At 31.6% G+C, this 16307-nt stretch carries 16 protein-coding genes and 2 pseudogenes; 5 read left to right on the plus strand and 13 right to left on the minus strand.

What is annotated here, in order from left to right; all coding sequences use genetic code 11:
• Positions 1 to 702: 702 nt before the first annotated feature.
• Positions 703 to 1041: pseudogene (locus tag C7J89_RS01380) on the minus strand (LysR family transcriptional regulator); the annotation flags it as partial.
• Between the two features lie 70 nt (positions 1042 to 1111).
• The gene (locus C7J89_RS01385) at positions 1112 to 1783 is read right to left on the minus strand and encodes a type 1 glutamine amidotransferase (RefSeq protein WP_103296116.1); all 672 of its coding nucleotides are present in this window, start codon (positions 1781 to 1783) and stop codon (positions 1112 to 1114) included.
• Positions 1784 to 2122: 339 nt separating this feature from the next.
• On the opposite strand from C7J89_RS01385, the pseudogene C7J89_RS01390 reads away from it, so the two are divergent.
• A pseudogene (locus tag C7J89_RS01390) lies at positions 2123 to 2406 on the plus strand (DMT family transporter); the annotation flags it as partial.
• A 249-nt stretch (positions 2407 to 2655) separates the two neighbouring features.
• Positions 2656 to 4155 carry an SLC13 family permease gene (locus tag C7J89_RS01395; protein WP_106884370.1) on the plus strand — a complete coding sequence of 500 codons (1500 nt, stop codon included), beginning with the start codon at positions 2656 to 2658 and terminating at the stop codon, positions 4153 to 4155.
• Positions 4156 to 4264: 109 nt separating this feature from the next.
• On the opposite strand, the gene C7J89_RS13545 is transcribed toward C7J89_RS01395, so the two are convergent.
• Entirely contained in the window at positions 4265 to 4471 is a 207-nt protein-coding gene (locus C7J89_RS13545) for an Hsp20 family protein (protein ID WP_103296179.1), read from the minus strand.
• Between the two features lie 75 nt (positions 4472 to 4546).
• Between C7J89_RS13545 and C7J89_RS01405 the strand changes: the two genes are divergently transcribed.
• The gene (locus C7J89_RS01405; RefSeq protein ID WP_103296178.1) at positions 4547 to 4729 is read left to right on the plus strand and encodes a YozE family protein; all 183 of its coding nucleotides are present in this window, start codon (positions 4547 to 4549) and stop codon (positions 4727 to 4729) included.
• 61 nt (positions 4730 to 4790) lie between these two features.
• Here the strand turns inward: C7J89_RS01405 and C7J89_RS01410 are convergent, their stop codons facing one another.
• Entirely contained in the window at positions 4791 to 5051 is a 261-nt protein-coding gene (locus C7J89_RS01410; RefSeq protein WP_103296177.1) for a hypothetical protein, read from the minus strand.
• 1439 nt (positions 5052 to 6490) lie between these two features.
• Between C7J89_RS01410 and C7J89_RS01415 the strand changes: the two genes are divergently transcribed.
• Positions 6491 to 7102, plus strand: coding sequence for a YIP1 family protein (locus tag C7J89_RS01415; protein WP_103294564.1), 612 nt, complete (start codon positions 6491 to 6493; stop codon positions 7100 to 7102).
• Positions 7103 to 7221: 119 nt separating this feature from the next.
• Positions 7222 to 8172: a nucleoside hydrolase gene (locus tag C7J89_RS01420; RefSeq protein WP_103294563.1), complete on the plus strand. Its 951-nt coding sequence runs from the start codon at positions 7222 to 7224 to the stop codon at positions 8170 to 8172.
• A 42-nt stretch (positions 8173 to 8214) separates the two neighbouring features.
• Here the strand turns inward: C7J89_RS01420 and C7J89_RS01425 are convergent, their stop codons facing one another.
• The 9 genes from C7J89_RS01425 to rpmH form a co-directional block, all read right to left on the minus strand.
• Complete coding sequence (locus C7J89_RS01425) at positions 8215 to 8658, minus strand: DUF6841 family protein (RefSeq protein WP_106884371.1); 444 nt, start codon at positions 8656 to 8658, stop codon at positions 8215 to 8217.
• 389 nt (positions 8659 to 9047) lie between these two features.
• Positions 9048 to 9743 (minus strand): WD40/YVTN/BNR-like repeat-containing protein, encoded by a 696-nt coding sequence (locus C7J89_RS01430; protein ID WP_233432437.1) that lies wholly within the window; start codon positions 9741 to 9743, stop codon positions 9048 to 9050.
• A 118-nt stretch (positions 9744 to 9861) separates the two neighbouring features.
• Positions 9862 to 10380 carry a hypothetical protein gene (locus C7J89_RS01435; RefSeq protein WP_103294561.1) on the minus strand — a complete coding sequence of 173 codons (519 nt, stop codon included), beginning with the start codon at positions 10378 to 10380 and terminating at the stop codon, positions 9862 to 9864.
• 177 nt (positions 10381 to 10557) lie between these two features.
• Positions 10558 to 11394, minus strand: coding sequence for a nucleoid occlusion protein (gene noc, locus C7J89_RS01440; protein WP_103294560.1), 837 nt, complete (start codon positions 11392 to 11394; stop codon positions 10558 to 10560).
• Positions 11395 to 11431: 37 nt separating this feature from the next.
• The gene (gene rsmG, locus C7J89_RS01445) at positions 11432 to 12148 is read right to left on the minus strand and encodes a 16S rRNA (guanine(527)-N(7))-methyltransferase RsmG (protein ID WP_103294559.1); all 717 of its coding nucleotides are present in this window, start codon (positions 12146 to 12148) and stop codon (positions 11432 to 11434) included.
• A 1-nt stretch (position 12149) separates the two neighbouring features.
• Positions 12150 to 14027: a tRNA uridine-5-carboxymethylaminomethyl(34) synthesis enzyme MnmG gene (gene mnmG, locus C7J89_RS01450; RefSeq protein ID WP_061854147.1), complete on the minus strand. Its 1878-nt coding sequence runs from the start codon at positions 14025 to 14027 to the stop codon at positions 12150 to 12152.
• Positions 14028 to 14043: 16 nt separating this feature from the next.
• Positions 14044 to 15423, minus strand: a complete 1380-nt coding sequence (gene mnmE / locus C7J89_RS01455) for a tRNA uridine-5-carboxymethylaminomethyl(34) synthesis GTPase MnmE (RefSeq protein WP_103294567.1) — start codon at positions 15421 to 15423, stop codon at positions 14044 to 14046.
• 138 nt (positions 15424 to 15561) lie between these two features.
• Positions 15562 to 15909: a ribonuclease P protein component gene (gene rnpA / locus C7J89_RS01460; protein ID WP_103294558.1), complete on the minus strand. Its 348-nt coding sequence runs from the start codon at positions 15907 to 15909 to the stop codon at positions 15562 to 15564.
• A 162-nt stretch (positions 15910 to 16071) separates the two neighbouring features.
• Positions 16072 to 16209: a 50S ribosomal protein L34 gene (gene rpmH, locus C7J89_RS01465; protein ID WP_000240855.1), complete on the minus strand. Its 138-nt coding sequence runs from the start codon at positions 16207 to 16209 to the stop codon at positions 16072 to 16074.
• Positions 16210 to 16307: the final 98 nt, after the last annotated feature.

Genomic DNA, 16307 nt, shown 5'->3' on the forward strand with positions numbered 1-16307 from the left:
TAACTATATAGTGGAAATATTCAACATATTTAAATAATCTTAATTTATCTGATAAAGTAGCCTCACTGTATTTTTTACAGCATAAAAAATTCATAGAAATGATTTCTAAAATTTTTGTGTAGATTATAGACAGTCCATTTATTTTTATTGGTTAATTTTTCAAAAATCATTTTCATTGCCTCTTTACCAGTTCCATTATTTGTTCATTTTGAAAAATGAACATTTTATATATGAACATTAAAAAACTCTTTATTTAAAAAAGCCTTTTAATGTTATTATTTACATACAATGATATATTTGAACAATTTAACATTATTAGCAAAAATTATGAGGGCCAAATTTATGGATATAGTGACAAAAGTAATTTCATCTATAACTAGTTTTATAGCTGTAATATCAACAATTTCTTACGGTGTTAGTCGTGTCGTAATTCACTTTAAAAATCATCCAGAAAGTAAGTTTAAAATTTTGATTAGAAGTATAGCTATTAGTATTTTAATGTTTATTTTTGTGAATTTTCCTGCATTAATGATATTTATGATAATTAATAACAAAAATAGTGTTTTCTATAAATACCAAAATATTATTGTACTAATAACAATGCTTGTATTATTTATTACTATCATTTTCACATTTGTATGTTTTTTTGTTAAAGAATGGCATAAAATCAAATATGCGTTTTTTATAGCAGCTGATTATAAAAAATTTAACAGCTGTAGGTGCTAAGAGATGGTCGATAACTGTTAAAATTGAACCAATTTTTAATTGTCCCCTTTTTAAATTTTGCAATTTATTAATTTCTAACCTTACCTTAGACAATTCACTAAATATATTATAGCTGTGCTCCAGTAATATTTGTCCCGTTTCTGTTAAAATATTTCTTTTCCCTGTGCGTTCAAACAATACTGCTCCTATCTCATGTATCAATAAATTTATTTGTTGACTAAGCGAAGGTTGAGCTATGTTCAATTTTTCCGCCGCACGAGCAAAGTGTATTTTCTCACACAAAGCGACAAAGTATTCTAATTGTTTCAATTCCATTTGATAGCCTCCTTAAATTAAATGCTTATAAGTAAAATTAAAAAACAAGGATTAGGAGATGAATAATCTCCTAATCCTTAGTTATGTAGTCTAATAATTTAAACATTACTTCTTTGTTTTCTTCTGGAACTTTATAATCAATGATTTCTTTGGGAGATTGATTTAATACAGAATCTACTGCGTAAGTAAAATCATTAGTAACAATTTCTTTAACATCAAAAGGTCCTGGCTCAAAATGGAATTGTAAACCAATAACATTATTATTTAGTAAAAAACCTTGGTTTGTTAAATACTCACTTGAAAACAATAATTCCGCATTTTTAGGTATTTGGAACATTTCTTCATGCCAATGTAATGCTATTAATTCTTTAGGCAAATCTGGAATAGTATTAGTTTCTAGATAAACCTGATCCCAACCCACTTCTTTTACTGGTGACTTACTTACTGTATAACCAATAGCTTTTGTTATTTGTTGAGCACCATAACAAGCCCCAAACATTGGTTTATTATCTTTCAACAGCTCTCTAATCAAATCTCTTTCTTTAAAAATCCAGTCATTTGAATCATTTGGGCTCATTGGACCACCTAAAATTATAAGCAAGTCTGTTTCTTCTGCAATTGGCAAAACCCCATTATAGAAATAGGGATGGTAAATGTATAAATCATGACCTCTTTCTTTAGCCCACTCTCCAATAGACCCGACACCTTCATTTGGTGTGTGTTGTAAAACATTAATTCTCATTCAGACCCTCCTATTTTATAATCATATAAATATAATTATTTGAAATATAATAAGTAAAGTTAATATTGAATATTATAATAACTTTTCTCATATAATCGTAATCAGTATATTACAACTTTTGTAAAAAGCAAGTTGCTTTTTTAATAATATTTTTATAGTTGATAAAATTAATCATACAAATTTAAGGAAGGTGAACATCATCAATAAACAGCGCTCGAATTATACAATTATAGAAAAAATTAAAAGATACATAATTGATACAAATTTAGAAATTGGCGATAAGCTATCAACAGAAAAAGGAACTCTGTAATATTTTGAATGTCAGTAGATCTACATTGATTACTTTGTTTATTTTTTGGTAAAGGGAAAATTTCATACGCAGTTGAGGCTCCTAAATGGAAATTACTTGGTGGAGTTTTATGAGTTGTCTATTTAACAGTTATTGTAATTAGCGTTCCATTTGTTGGTGTTGGTATAACAATGGTTTCTGTAATTATAGGTCAACTAATAATTAGTATGATTGTAGAGCATTTTGGTTGGCTTGGTAGTAAAAAATCTGAAATCAATAAGGAAAAATATTTGCAATTATTTCAATGGTAATTGCACTCATTTTAATCAACTAGGAGGACTAAAAATGGGAATAATTATTGTTTTTTTAACTTTATTGAGTGGTGTGGCATTGGGAATGCAATCAGCTATTAGTGCTACATTTTTATTTAAATGATTTAACTAACTTTATATAAAATAAAATAAATTAGAAAAAATTTTTTAAACGTTTTTGTAAGCGATTTCATTAAGTTTATATGTGTAGTATAATGCTCTATTAAATACATAAGTATTTAACCTTATTGACAAAGGAGCATTAAGAGAATATGAAAAAACAATCTTCTTACACAATGAGTCAAACTGTGGGTCTAATTTTAGGGCCTCTATTATTCGCTGTAGTTTTAATATTCTTTCAACCTGAACATTTATCAGGTAAAGGGCTATTTGTCCTAGCTCTTACATTGTGGATTGCGGTTTGGTGGATTACAGAAGCAATCCCTATCGCTGCTACAAGTTTAATACCTTTAATATTATTGCCTATGGGACACGTACTTAAACCCGAGGAAGTTTCTGCACAATATGGTAATGATATTATTTTCTTATTTCTAGGTGGCTTTATTCTAGCAACTGCTATGGAAAGATGGAATTTACATACACGCATAGCTTTAGTTATTATTAATTATTTAGGGACAAGTGTTGGAAAAATATTGCTAGGATTTATGATAGCTACAGGCATATTATCTATGTTCGTTTCAAACACAGCTGCTGTTATGATCATGATCCCCATTGGTTTAGCGATTATTAAAGAAGCTCGTGATCTCAAAAATCAAGACATAAAACTCGAAAGCATAAGTAAATTTGAACAATCCCTCGTATTAGCAATTGGTTATGCGGGGACTATAGGCGGCTTAGGCACTTTAATCGGAACACCACCGTTAATCATTTTGAAGGGCCAGTATCAGTCAGCATTTGGCGAAGAAATTAGTTTTGGCAAATGGATGATTATTGGCGTACCAACGGTTATTATTTTATTACTTTTGGTATGGGTATATATACGCTTTATAGCATTTAAACATGATATGAAAGACTTACCTGGCGGAAAAAAAATAATTCAAAAAAAATTAGCTGAATTAGGTACTATTAAATATGAAGAAAAAATGGTATTAATTATTTTCATACTGGCAAGTTTCCTATGGATAAGTAGAGAATTTTTATTAAAACATTGGCAAATCACCTCCGAATTCGAAGATGGGACCGTGGCCATGTTAATTTCAGTATTATTATTTTTAATTCCTGCAAAAGACAAGTCCCAGTATAAACGCATAATAGATTGGGACATTGCTAAAAACTTGCCATGGGGCGTTTTAATTCTATTTGGTGGTGGCCTAGCGTTAGCTAAAGGTATTTCTGAAAGTGGATTAGACCAATGGTTAGGTCAACAATTAAAATTAATTAATGGGGTCAGTCCACTCATCATTGTGATTGTTATAACTATATTTGTGTTATTTTTAACTGAGATTACATCAAATACGGCAACTGCGACTATGATTTTACCTATTTTAGCGACGTTATCAGTAGCAATTCATGTGCATCCGCTATTATTAATGGTTCCGGCTGCTATGGCAGCGAATTGTGCTTATATGTTACCTGTGGGTACACCTCCCAATGCTATCGTTTTTGGTACAGGAAAAATTACGATTAAGAAAATGGCTACTGTTGGTTTTTGGGTTAACATGGTCAGTGTCGTAATCATTGTGCTTGTGGTTTATTTCTTAGTTCCTCCTGTATTAGGTATTGATATAACACAGCCATTAAAATTAAAATAAGCCGAACTTTATTTTTTAGCATCTCTCATTTACTTGGAGAGGCTTTTAAATTTTAAAAGTTATTCAAAATACATTTTCATCATAATTGCATTCTATTGTTATAATATTTCTATATAGAATTAAGACAAGAAGATACTCGTTTCTTAAAACCATAAAAAAGAGAAGTGAAAATATTTTCACTTCTCTTTTTTATATCAATATATATTACTTTTCTTTGACTATTTTCTGTTTTTGGTAAATCTACAGATAAAATACCATCTTCAAATTTCGCCTCAATATTATCTTCATCATCTTTTTTTCTTACTTTAATAAAAATTTATCACAATAAACTTTCGTATGAATTAATGTAAATGCTACAATTAATTGTATACATTGAAATTGGAGTGCGATTATGACCTTCTATGATTTTATTCAAACATTTCGTGATGATAACACCCCTTTAGGAAAATTAGCTCATTGGATAGAAAAAGATGATTTTTTTCCTAAAGATGAAACTGCTGGCCATAATATATTAGAATACTTTCAAAGTTTGCATAACTTAGAACATGAAATAATACAGCTAAAAGGTCGATAGCAGTATTTGAACAATTTTTTTGACAATTAGAAATCTTCAATTAAAAAGTCATGGATTAAAATTAATCCACGACTTTATCATCATGTTTCATATTATTTTGGTTTAAAACATGATAAACAGTGAGTTTAAAAACATCTTTAGTATAAAAATGTCTTTTACCACCTTGTTCAGAAAATGGTTTTAATTGATTATTAGTTATCCACTCTTCTAATAATAAAGAGGGGTAACCAGCCTCCACTAATTCGTACTCATCAGTTATAAGCTGTCCCCAATCAACATTGATTTCTTCAGGATTAATAAAAAATTCATTTTCCACGTTCATCGTATCAAACTCCTTTTTAAGTATAGGGAGCTCAAATAGAGAACGCCTGCTTGAATACCATTTTCTATCGTTTTATTACCCTTATGTTAATAGAATAAACTAAATTTCCATACTAAATATCTAAGATTATATATATTTAAATTATTTTAATATCTACTTACTTTTGACTCTTTTTACTTATTTAAAAGTTGATAAATTTTATAATTGTGGAATTTTAACAAAACAATTCTATTGTAATTTTCAAACTATAGCTGAAAGTAATCATTCTAGAAATCCCCAAAAACTAGAATCTACAATTTGATTGAACTGATATATAATTTATGAACGTATAGCAATCACATTTTAGGTTACATAGGTTTATAACTTTGAAATTAGTGGTTAGCAATTTTCTTCATATATTTTTACTGCTATATAATCATTTTCGTTTTTCTATAAGCAAATATAAGCCAAATAAGAGGTTTTTATGAAAATAAACTTTGAATTTTTTCATTATTTGATAAAACATTCTTGGCACTTGCAGAACGATGTAACATGCCGAATGACCAAATCATTACAGAAGCTATTCAAATTATGAAAACAAACATATCTTCAATAATGATTTTTATTTTCCAGATCATCTAGAAATGAACTTTTAGTAAAGGTAGAAGTCATTTTTAGACATTGCTTAGTTAAACGCTATAATTTTCGCAGAGACAAAAAGAATTGAAACATTGGTATTTTGACTAACGTTCCAATTCTTTGAAATTAATTATCTTCTTGCTACTAATAAAAATATTATCCATAATTTTACTACGCATGTAGGTTGAATGCATTTCCTCTAATTCAGATAAAATGGTTTTCATTAAATAGCCTTGCAAAGAAGTAACCGTCTCATTTTGACACTTCATTTGCGTAATACCTTTTAAAACTTTTTAGAGATACGAGAATTTCACGATCAACTTGTTCAAGCATGTAAAAAGATTATTTATGATTTGAGTTAAAAGATTCTTTGGTTATTGGTTATTGAATTTTATTATTTCCATGTCTTTTAATCGAAATTCAATTAATAGATTTTCAATTCCTCTGAGAAATTTGTAAGTGAATACTTTTCATATCATCGTATGTGTTTAAAATAATATGATCGAAGGTTATTAGTAATCATCGCATTGTAAATATTATTCATATCATTATTATTTAATTCAGTATCTATTTCTTTTTCAACTATTGGACACTCCTTATTTTCATAGTTAACATAAGCCTGTCATAATTACACAACAAAAAATATATTACATAATAATTTTTTATGATTAATAAGTATTAATGAATTTTTCTTTGTTTTATTTATTGTGTTTTAGTTTTATTTTAAGTTAATACAAAATATTGTTATTTAAGTATTTTTTTATAAATTAACTTGTGTTATGCTTTGTTACGAAAAAATAATACATATGGAGGCGTTACTTATGGAAGAATCGAATTTGCTTTTCGCAAAACATTTTGCTTCATTAAGAAATAAGCCAAAATGGGGTTTAAAACTTATTTTAGCTATCGTGGTAGCAGTATTAACGGCAGTCATTTCTACATTTACAATGGATTATTCTAAAATTTCCCAAGGCACTGATATGTCTGGTGCTCAATCACAACAATTGGAGTCAATGACTAAAATTATTGGTCTTATTGGTGGTTCAATTGGTGCTGTTATTATGATTGGTGTTATGTTCTTAATTTTCTTAGTTATTGCTAAAATTATGAAATCTGATGCGTCTGCAAAATCAATTTTCTCTGCAACGTTAAGTTATACTTTAATTACTACTATTGTTGCTTTAGTCGTAATCTTAATACAATGGATTGCTGGATTATCAATTAACGATTATAGTCTGACAAGTTTAAATATTTTTGACAAAGGTAACCCATGGCTTGGCGTATTTGATTTACAAACTGTGCTAGGTGCATACGTTTTTGGCATCATGTTATATGCAACAAACCACTTCTCTAAAAAAGCATCATGGATATGGGCGATTGCTTATTTAGTTATATCTGTTGGTTTCGGTTTAATCGGGGCGTCAATGCAATAATTAAATTACTTTAAAAAGGAAACTCATGTGAGTTTCTTTTTTTATAACTACTAGATTGAATGTTTTTCTCTGCTAATCTAATAACCTTGATTTATAATATAAGAAAACGACTAAATCAGATGACAAAGGGGGAGGTCTCGTTGCGTAAAAAAATAATAATGGATTGTGATCCGGGACATGATGATGCTATAGCTATTATTTTAGCGGCAGTACAACCGCAACTTGAAATTTTAGGGATTAGCACAGTTTCAGGAAATGCTGAAATTGAAAAAACGACTGAAAATGCATTAAAAATCTATGATCTTGTGGGATTAAATAATATAGAAGTAGCTAAAGGCGCAAGTGAACCTTTAGTACGCTTGCGTGAAACTGCACCGTCAATACATGGCGAGTCGGGATTAGATGGACCTGAATTTCCTGAACCTTCTCGTTCATGGAGCGATAAACATGGTTCGGATATGATTATAAATAAGGTTAAACAAAGCGAGAAACCTGTAACTATTGTGGCTACAGGACCGTTAACGAATGTAGCTTTGGCACTCACTAAGAGACCTGAAATCAAAGAAAATATTGCAGAAATTGTCATTATGGGTGGCGGTACATTTGGTAATTGGACACCGATTGCTGAATTTAATATATGGGCAGATCCTGAAGCAGCTAAAAAGGTTTTGGATAGTGAATTACCTATTACTGTTATGGGTCTAGACATTACGCATCAGGCAATAGCTACACAAGAAGTTATAAAACAAATAGACAGCATCGACAATCCAGTAGCTAATATTGTTAGCGACTTATTGGCATTTTTTGCTCACACATATAAAGAAAGTTTTAATTTTAACGATGGACCACCGCTTCACGACGTATTAACTATTGCTTATTGTATTGCACCTGATTTATTTACATTGAAAGACGTTAATATATCTATAGAAACAAAAGGAGAATACACACTTGGCACTACTTGTGTAGATTTACTTGGTGTTACTAAAAAGCCGATTAATGCTAAGTTTGGTGTAGAACTAGATGTTGAAGGTTTTTGGAAATTAATGATAGAGGCTATATCAAAATATTAAAAATAAAAAAAGGAGGGAGTTCAAATGAGTTCCCCCTCTTTTTTATATAATGCCGTATTCTTGTAATAGTTGCTGTTCATCTCCAGTTATCCATCCAAATATAACTGGTTTATTTTGCCGTATTTGTAGTAAGTAATGTGCGTTAAATGGGATTGTTATTTCTTGATCATCTTTAAGATAAGTTGCCTGCCATGTCGTATGGGCTATAACGTGTAATTCATCTATTTTAGCCACCGAGACGTCTAAAAATTTCATTTCTTGTGTGCCTATCGCTCGATAATATTTATAGCCTTCATACATCATTTGTTGGAACGTTTCATTGTTGTCGCCAGTATTTACCCCATTAGGATTAGCAGCAATAAATGATTCTGCATAAAATTGACTTAAAGTTTCTCTGTCACTTTGTTGTTTTATTGCCCGATTAAACTGCCGTTCATATGCTTGAAAAAATGTAGTTACCTGTTTTTCACAAGTAAATTTATCGATAAATAATGACCACCTTTATCCTTCAAATTTTAAACTATCGGGATTATTTGATGTGCATGTTGGTTAGTAAATTCATGTGGCCAATTAACGTTTAGTTGTTGCCATTGTTGGCCACCATTTTCTGAATAAAAGATGCCTTTATTATTAGCTGCATAGAATACACCTTCATATTCAGTTAACGCTGAAATAATAGTTCCTTGTTGCTCAGGTAAGCCTTCCGTTGCCTCAATCCACTTATCATTTTGTCGATAATAAATAGTTGATTCAGTATCATCTGTATAGCTATGTGCCTGATATGGGAACTTTGCCGTTGCAATAACAAGTTGATTATCTTTATTTACTGCTAAACTATAGCCATATTTGTCTTCAATGCCCTCGTTTATATCTTGTCAAGTTGCACCATAATCATCACTTTCAATCACAGTGCCATGACCAGTATTTAAAAAGGCATCTCCACATACGCCATACAATTTATTAGGCAGATTTGGATGCGTACGTAGAACGTGAATATCTACAGGCGCATAACTAGCTTTATTTGACTGCCAACTTTGTCCATAATCTTCTGAATATAGCATGCCACCCGCTTCTATTGTGACAAATATATTTTGTGGTTGCTGTGGGTTACTGGCTTGCCATTTTACATGATGTGTATACGGTCTAGGTGGAAAGAACCACTTATCCTTCCCTTCAATGTGTGAAAAATCAGTTACTATTTCAAAACTTGCGCCTTGATCATAAGAAACGAATAGCGCACTTGGTTCAGTTCCAACGAGTAACATAGATGATGTTCCATCTTCATTTTTATATGCTTTCACTGAAGTGACACGCGTCATGTGTATATCTTCTTGTTTGAACGCATCATTATTTTTAAAACGTGTGCCTATCGGTATCCATGTTTCACCACTGTCGTCACTTTTCCATAATCCACGATCAAAAGTACCACAATAAATTATATTCGTATCAATCGGATCTTGTGTTACGGCAATTGGATTCGCACCTTTAAATTTAGATTCAATGCGATAACCATCATGCTCCTGTGTAAATAAAAGTAGTGCATTATCATAAGTTACTACGAATTGTTTCATACAAACATCACTCTACTCTCAATAATTTTGCAATCTATAAAGACTTTATTATAGTCCAAACATATTACTCTTTTTTATTGGAAGCAATGAAAGCAACTTGTTTCTTATAATCTTAATTTTAGAAGTATATAAAAGTTAAACTACTGAATACTATATTTACAAATAATAATACAGATAAAAGAATGTACATTTGTTTCTTAGCTATTAAATCAAAGCACAATAATAATATACAGTAAATTAACGCACTCGTTATACTCGTGATATAAGTAATCCAAATATTTGATTGATCAGTTATATTATTAAAAATCATAACCATAACGAACATCATAATAGTACCTGGTAAGACTGACAGCATGATTAAATATAGATTAACTCCTAAAGTGAACTTTCTCTTTTCACCAATTACTTTTACTATAAATTTATAAATCACTGCTTGGACTATTATGAAGACCGCGGCAATAATTATTACGATTATGGCTATAATATCAATAATTAGCTCAGTAGTTATGTCTTCTCCTAATAATTTATTAATTTCATCGGTTATCATCTTCTTAGTTATAAAATATGTAATTACTAAATCACTGATATACATAATAATAAAATATATCAATTGCTGCCTAGTAAGCCTAATTCTCATTTCAATCATCCCTCATTTTCTGTTCATTCAGTGCTGTTGTCAGTTTCTTAAATTAAATTTAATGGCTTACATATAACAAGTCAATAATAATAAAAAATTATTTTATACCATAACAAATATTTCTAAAATAAAAGAACTCTAATTCTCGCATACGGAAAATTAGAGCTCTTAAAATGCCTATTTATATAATTTAATTTTAATTTCATAATAATCATCGTATTCTTTGCCTTTATGTTCAACTTGAATACCTGATTTTTCTATTGCTTCTATACTTTTACCTACTTCGTCACGTGCCTGTGTTAAATCCTTAGAAAATTGAAATTTCTGTGCTTTAACTTTTTCAGGGCCAACCTTTTGTTTTACACGTGCCTCTGTTTGCTTAACGTTTAACTTTTGGCTTATTATTTGTTCTACCATCTCAGCTTGATCTTCTTCAGATAAGCTTAGTAACGCACGTGCATGTCGTTCTGTAATTTTATTTTCACGTAATCGCTCTATCACTTTAGGCGCAAGTTTTAATAATCTTAATTTGTTGGCGATAAAACTTTGACTCTTCCCAACACTTTTAGCCAACTCGTGTTGCGTAGTATCACCAATATCTAGTAATTTCTTGTACGCTTCCGCTTCTTCAATCACAGATAAATTTTCACGTTGTATATTTTCAATCAAAGCTACGACTGCAGTCTCTTCGTCATCTAGCGAACGAATAATCACATCGGCATGCGTATGTTGCAATGATTGTAACGCTCTAAAACGACGTTCACCAGCAATAATTTCAAACATATCTTCTTCAATTGGACGCACAACAATAGGTTGAAGTAAGCCATGTTCAGCTATTGATTCTGCAAGTTCTTTTATTTTATTTGGCTCAAATACTTGTCTTGGTTGATAACGGTTAGGGACGATGCGTTCAATGTGTATAGACTCAACATTATTATTGTACTCTTCTTCGATATAACCAACGATGTCATCTTTATTTTTTAAACCAAATAATTTAGAAAAAGGTTTTTTCATAATTAATGCGCTCCCTCTAAATTAGTTGTTATTGCTACTATTTTGTTAATGGTGATTTATTCGGCATACCTGGTTTTCTAGGATATTTTTTAGGTGTTAGACTTCGTTTTTCGAAAATCATCATTTGTCGTTCACCAGCATCTTCTGGTAATTCATACGAAATCATTTGTTCTAGCTTACCACCGAAAATGCCAATACCAAATTTAGCATCATCTAATTCTTCATCACCTTTGGTCGATTTTAATGCTATAAATCGACCGCCTTTTTTAACAAGTGGTAAACATAACTCGCTTAACACTGAAAGTCGTGCAACGGCCCTCGCTGTCACAATATCATAAGACTCCCTGCAGTCTCCTTTACCGAATGTTTCAGCACGATCATGCACAAAGCTTACCTGCTCTAATTCTAGTTCAGCTGCTAAATGATTTAAAAATTGAATACGCTTGTTTAAAGAATCAACAATTGTAACTTTCAACTCAGGGTAAACGATTTTTAATGGAATACTAGGAAAACCTGCACCAGCACCAACATCACAAACACTATAATCTTTATCCATATCAGTATAAAAACTCGGCGCTATTGAATCATAAAAATGTTTTAAATAAACGTCATGTTCGTCTGTGATACTCGTAAGATTCATTTTTTCATTCCATTCAACTAGCAGTTCATAATACTTTTGAAATTGCTGTTGCTGTTGTTCAGATAAAATTATATCTTGCTTTGCCAACTGGTCAGTTAACCATTGTATACTCATGTTAATTATCCACCTTTTGGATTTTTCCTTGTTCTAAATACACTAATAAAATAGAAATATCTGCAGGATTAACACCAGAAATACGTGATGCTTGGGCAATGTTTAATGGCTTAACTTCTTTAAGTTTTTCACGTGCTTCTGTCGCTAGGCTTTCTACTTTAGAATAATCGATGTTTTCAGGAATTTTCTTCTCTTCCATGCGTTTTACTTTTTCAACTTGTTGTAATGATTTGTTGATATAACCTTCGTATTTAGTTTGAATTTCAACTTGTTCCTCAACGTCTGCTGGTAACTTATGACTTTCTTCTAAAATATCTAAAATAATATCATAAGTCATTTCAGGACGACGTAATAATTCAATAGCTAAAATACCATCTTTTAGAATTGAACCACCGTGAGATTCAATTATTTCTTGTACGCGTTCATGTGGTTTAACACGGATTGACGCTAAACGATCTTGTTCGGCTTTAATTAAATCACGTTTTTCATTAAAACGTGCATAACGTTCTTCTGAAATCATGCCTAACTCATAACCTAAATCTGTTAAACGTAAATCTGCATTATCATGACGTAATAGTAAACGATATTCGGCACGAGAAGTTAATAGACGATAAGGTTCGTTCGTACCTTTAGTTACTAAGTCATCGATAAGTACACCGATATATGCATCAGAACGACTTAAGATTGTTTCTTCTTTACCAAGTACTCTGCCTGCTGCATTAATACCAGCCATAATACCTTGTCCAGCCGCTTCTTCATAACCAGACGTACCGTTAATTTGACCAGCAGTATATAAGTTTTTAATTTTCTTAGTTTCTAATGTAGGCCATAGTTGTGTTGGTACAATCGCATCGTATTCGATAGCGTAACCTACACGCATCATATCAGCACGTTCTAAACCAGGAATTGTAGCTAACATTTGTCTTTGTACATGTTCAGGTAAACTTGTAGATAGTCCTTGGACATATACTTCATTAGTTGAACGACCTTCTGGTTCTAAGAATAATTGGTGGCGTGGTTTATCATTGAAACGTACAAATTTATCTTCAATTGACGGACAGTATCTAGGACCCGTACCTTTAACCATGCCTGAATACATTGCTGAAAGATGTAAATTATCATCAATAACTTTATGCGTTTCTTCATTTGTGTAAGTTAACCAACATGGTAATTGATCTAATATATATTCAGTCGTCTCGAAACTAAACGCTCTACCTACATCATCACCTGGTTGAATTTCCGTTTTATCGTAATCGATTGTTTTAGCATTAACACGTGGTGGCGTACCCGTTTTAAATCTAACAACTTCAAAACCTAAACCTCTTAAATTATCAGCTAATGTTACTGAAGGTAATTGGTGGTTTGGACCACTTGAATATTTCATATTACCAAGAATAATTTCACCGCGTAAAAATGTACCTGTTGTTACGATAACTGCTTCTGCATAGTATTCTGAACCAATATTTGTGCGCACACCTTTGATTACTTCGTCTTCAATAATTAAATCGTCGACCATACCTTGCATTACTTCAAGATTATCTTCTTCTTCAATCACGCGTTTCATTTCTTGTTGATATAATACTTTATCCGCTTGTGCACGTAACGCACGTACTGCTGGACCTTTACCTGTGTTGAGCATACGCATTTGAATATGTGTACGGTCAATAGCTTTTGCCATTTGGCCACCTAATGCATCGATTTCACGAACAACAATACCTTTAGCCGGTCCACCAACTGATGGATTACAAGGCATAAACGCAATATTGTCTAAATTAATCGTTAACATTAACGTTTTTGCACCACGTCTAGCTGATGCTAAACCTGCTTCTATTCCAGCATGACCGGCTCCAATTACAATGACATCATATTTTTGAGCCATAAGTTATTTCCTCCTTTTATTTTCCTAAGCAGAACTGACTAAATAATTGATCGATAAGTTCATCACTAGCCGATTCTCCAATAATTTCACCTAAAATTTCCCAAGTTCTCGTCAGATCAATTTGTACCATATCCATAGGCACTCCTGATTCTGCTGCATCAATTGCATCTTGTATCGCATTACGTGCTTGCTTTAGTAACGAAATGTGGCGTGAATTTGAAACGTAAGTCATATCTTGGTTTTGCACGTCTCCACCAAAGAACAAGTCTCTAATTTGTATTTCTAATTCATCTATACCTTCTTGTTTTAACATTGAGGTTTCTATAAGAGGTGTCTCCCCTATCATCTCATGTACTTCATCTAAATCTAGATTTTGTTCTAAATCCATCTTATTAATAATGACTATGGCGTCTTCATTTTTTATTACTTCATATAATTGTTTATCTTCATGTGTTAATGGTTCGTTATAATTTAAGACAAATAAGATTAAATCTGCTTCGCTAAGTGCTTTCCTAGAACGTTCTACGCCGATACGTTCAACAATATCTTCAGTATCTCTTATACCAGCTGTATCTACTAAACGAAGCGGAACGCCACGAACATTAACATATTCTTCTAAAGTATCTCGCGTCGTACCTGCCACTTCAGTTACGATAGCTTTATTATCTTGAATTAAGTTATTTAACATCGAAGACTTACCTACATTAGGCTTTCCTACTATTACTGTAGATAGACCTTCACGCATTATCTTACCTTGCGTACCTGTATCTAGTAATTTATTAATCTCACCTTTAATTTGTTGAGACTGATTAAGTAAAAATTCTGTCGTTGCGTCTTCGACATCGTCATATTCAGGATAATCAATATTCACTTCAACTTGTGCAAGGATCTCGAGAATGGATTGACGCTGTCGCTTAATCATATCACTTAAACGGCCTTCAATTTGATTCATAGCGACTTTAGAAGCACGATCCGTCTTAGAACGTATAAAATCCATAACCGCTTCAGCTTGAGATAAATCAATACGGCCATTTAAAAATGCTCTTTTCGTAAATTCACCAGGTTCTGCCATGCGTGCACCATGAGTCATTGTTAATTCTAGTACGCGGTTAATAGTTAATATGCCGCCGTGACAGTTAATTTCTATTATATTCTCTCTCGTAAAAGTTTTCGGAGCACGTAATACAGAAACCATTACTTCTTCTACAACCTCATCTGTTTCTGGATCAATGATATGACCATAGTTAATCGTATGTGTTTGTGCATCAGCTAACTTTTGCTTACCACGGTACAATTTATCTGCTATTTCAATTGCGTTTACGCCTGATAAACGTACAATACCTATAGCACCCTCCCCCATCGGTGTAGAGATACTAGTAATCGTGTCTAATTCCATCATCCTTCTCGCCTCCTTATCACATAATTTATTACTGTAATATTGTAAAGATTTTCTTTAGAAAAAGCTAACATATTGACTGTTAATTAATCAGTTAGTCTTCGGTTTGTCTGAAGTAAGACATGCGACAGTCTAAAATCACTTAATCTTTTTGTTGAATACTTTAGCTATTTTAAGCACGTGTTCTAAGCTTGATTGCATTTCTAATGTAGTCATATTTTTAGCTGGCTGCCTTGCAATAACTATTATGTCTACAGGAATAATATCGTCTTTATGTATTTTAAAGTTCTCTCTTATTCCCCTCTTTATTCTATTTCTCACAACAGCATTACCTAACTTCTTAGATACACTTATACCTAGCCTAAAATGTTCCAACTCTTGTTTGTGTTTAATATATACAACAAACTGCTTATTTGCGACAGATTTTCCATTTTTATAAATAAACTGGAAATCCTTATTTCTTTTAATACGATAAGCTTTTTCCACTCACAATCACTCGCCCGTCCATATCTTCAATTAAAAATTATATATCAAATATTAACTACTCGTTATATTTAATCTTCATTATATAGTCGTATAATAACAAAATTCTAATCACTGAAACAGCTAATTAAAACCAAAAAAAAGACCACTGATGAGTCAGTGATCTTATGCAGATAAAACTTTACGGCCTTTACGACGACGACGTGCTAAGACTTTACGTCCGTTTTTAGTGCTCATGCGTTTTCTGAAACCATGAACTTTACTATGTTTACGTTTATTTGGTTGATAAGTACGTTTTACCATGCAAAAACACCTCCATCTTTATTCAGTTATCTAACTATTATATAGATAAATTAAGTATACGTTTCTGCTAATTAGTCTTGATTTAACTCTACTAATTT

The sequence above is a fragment of the Staphylococcus kloosii genome (genome assembly GCF_003019255.1).
GTDB lineage: Bacteria > Bacillota > Bacilli > Staphylococcales > Staphylococcaceae > Staphylococcus > Staphylococcus kloosii.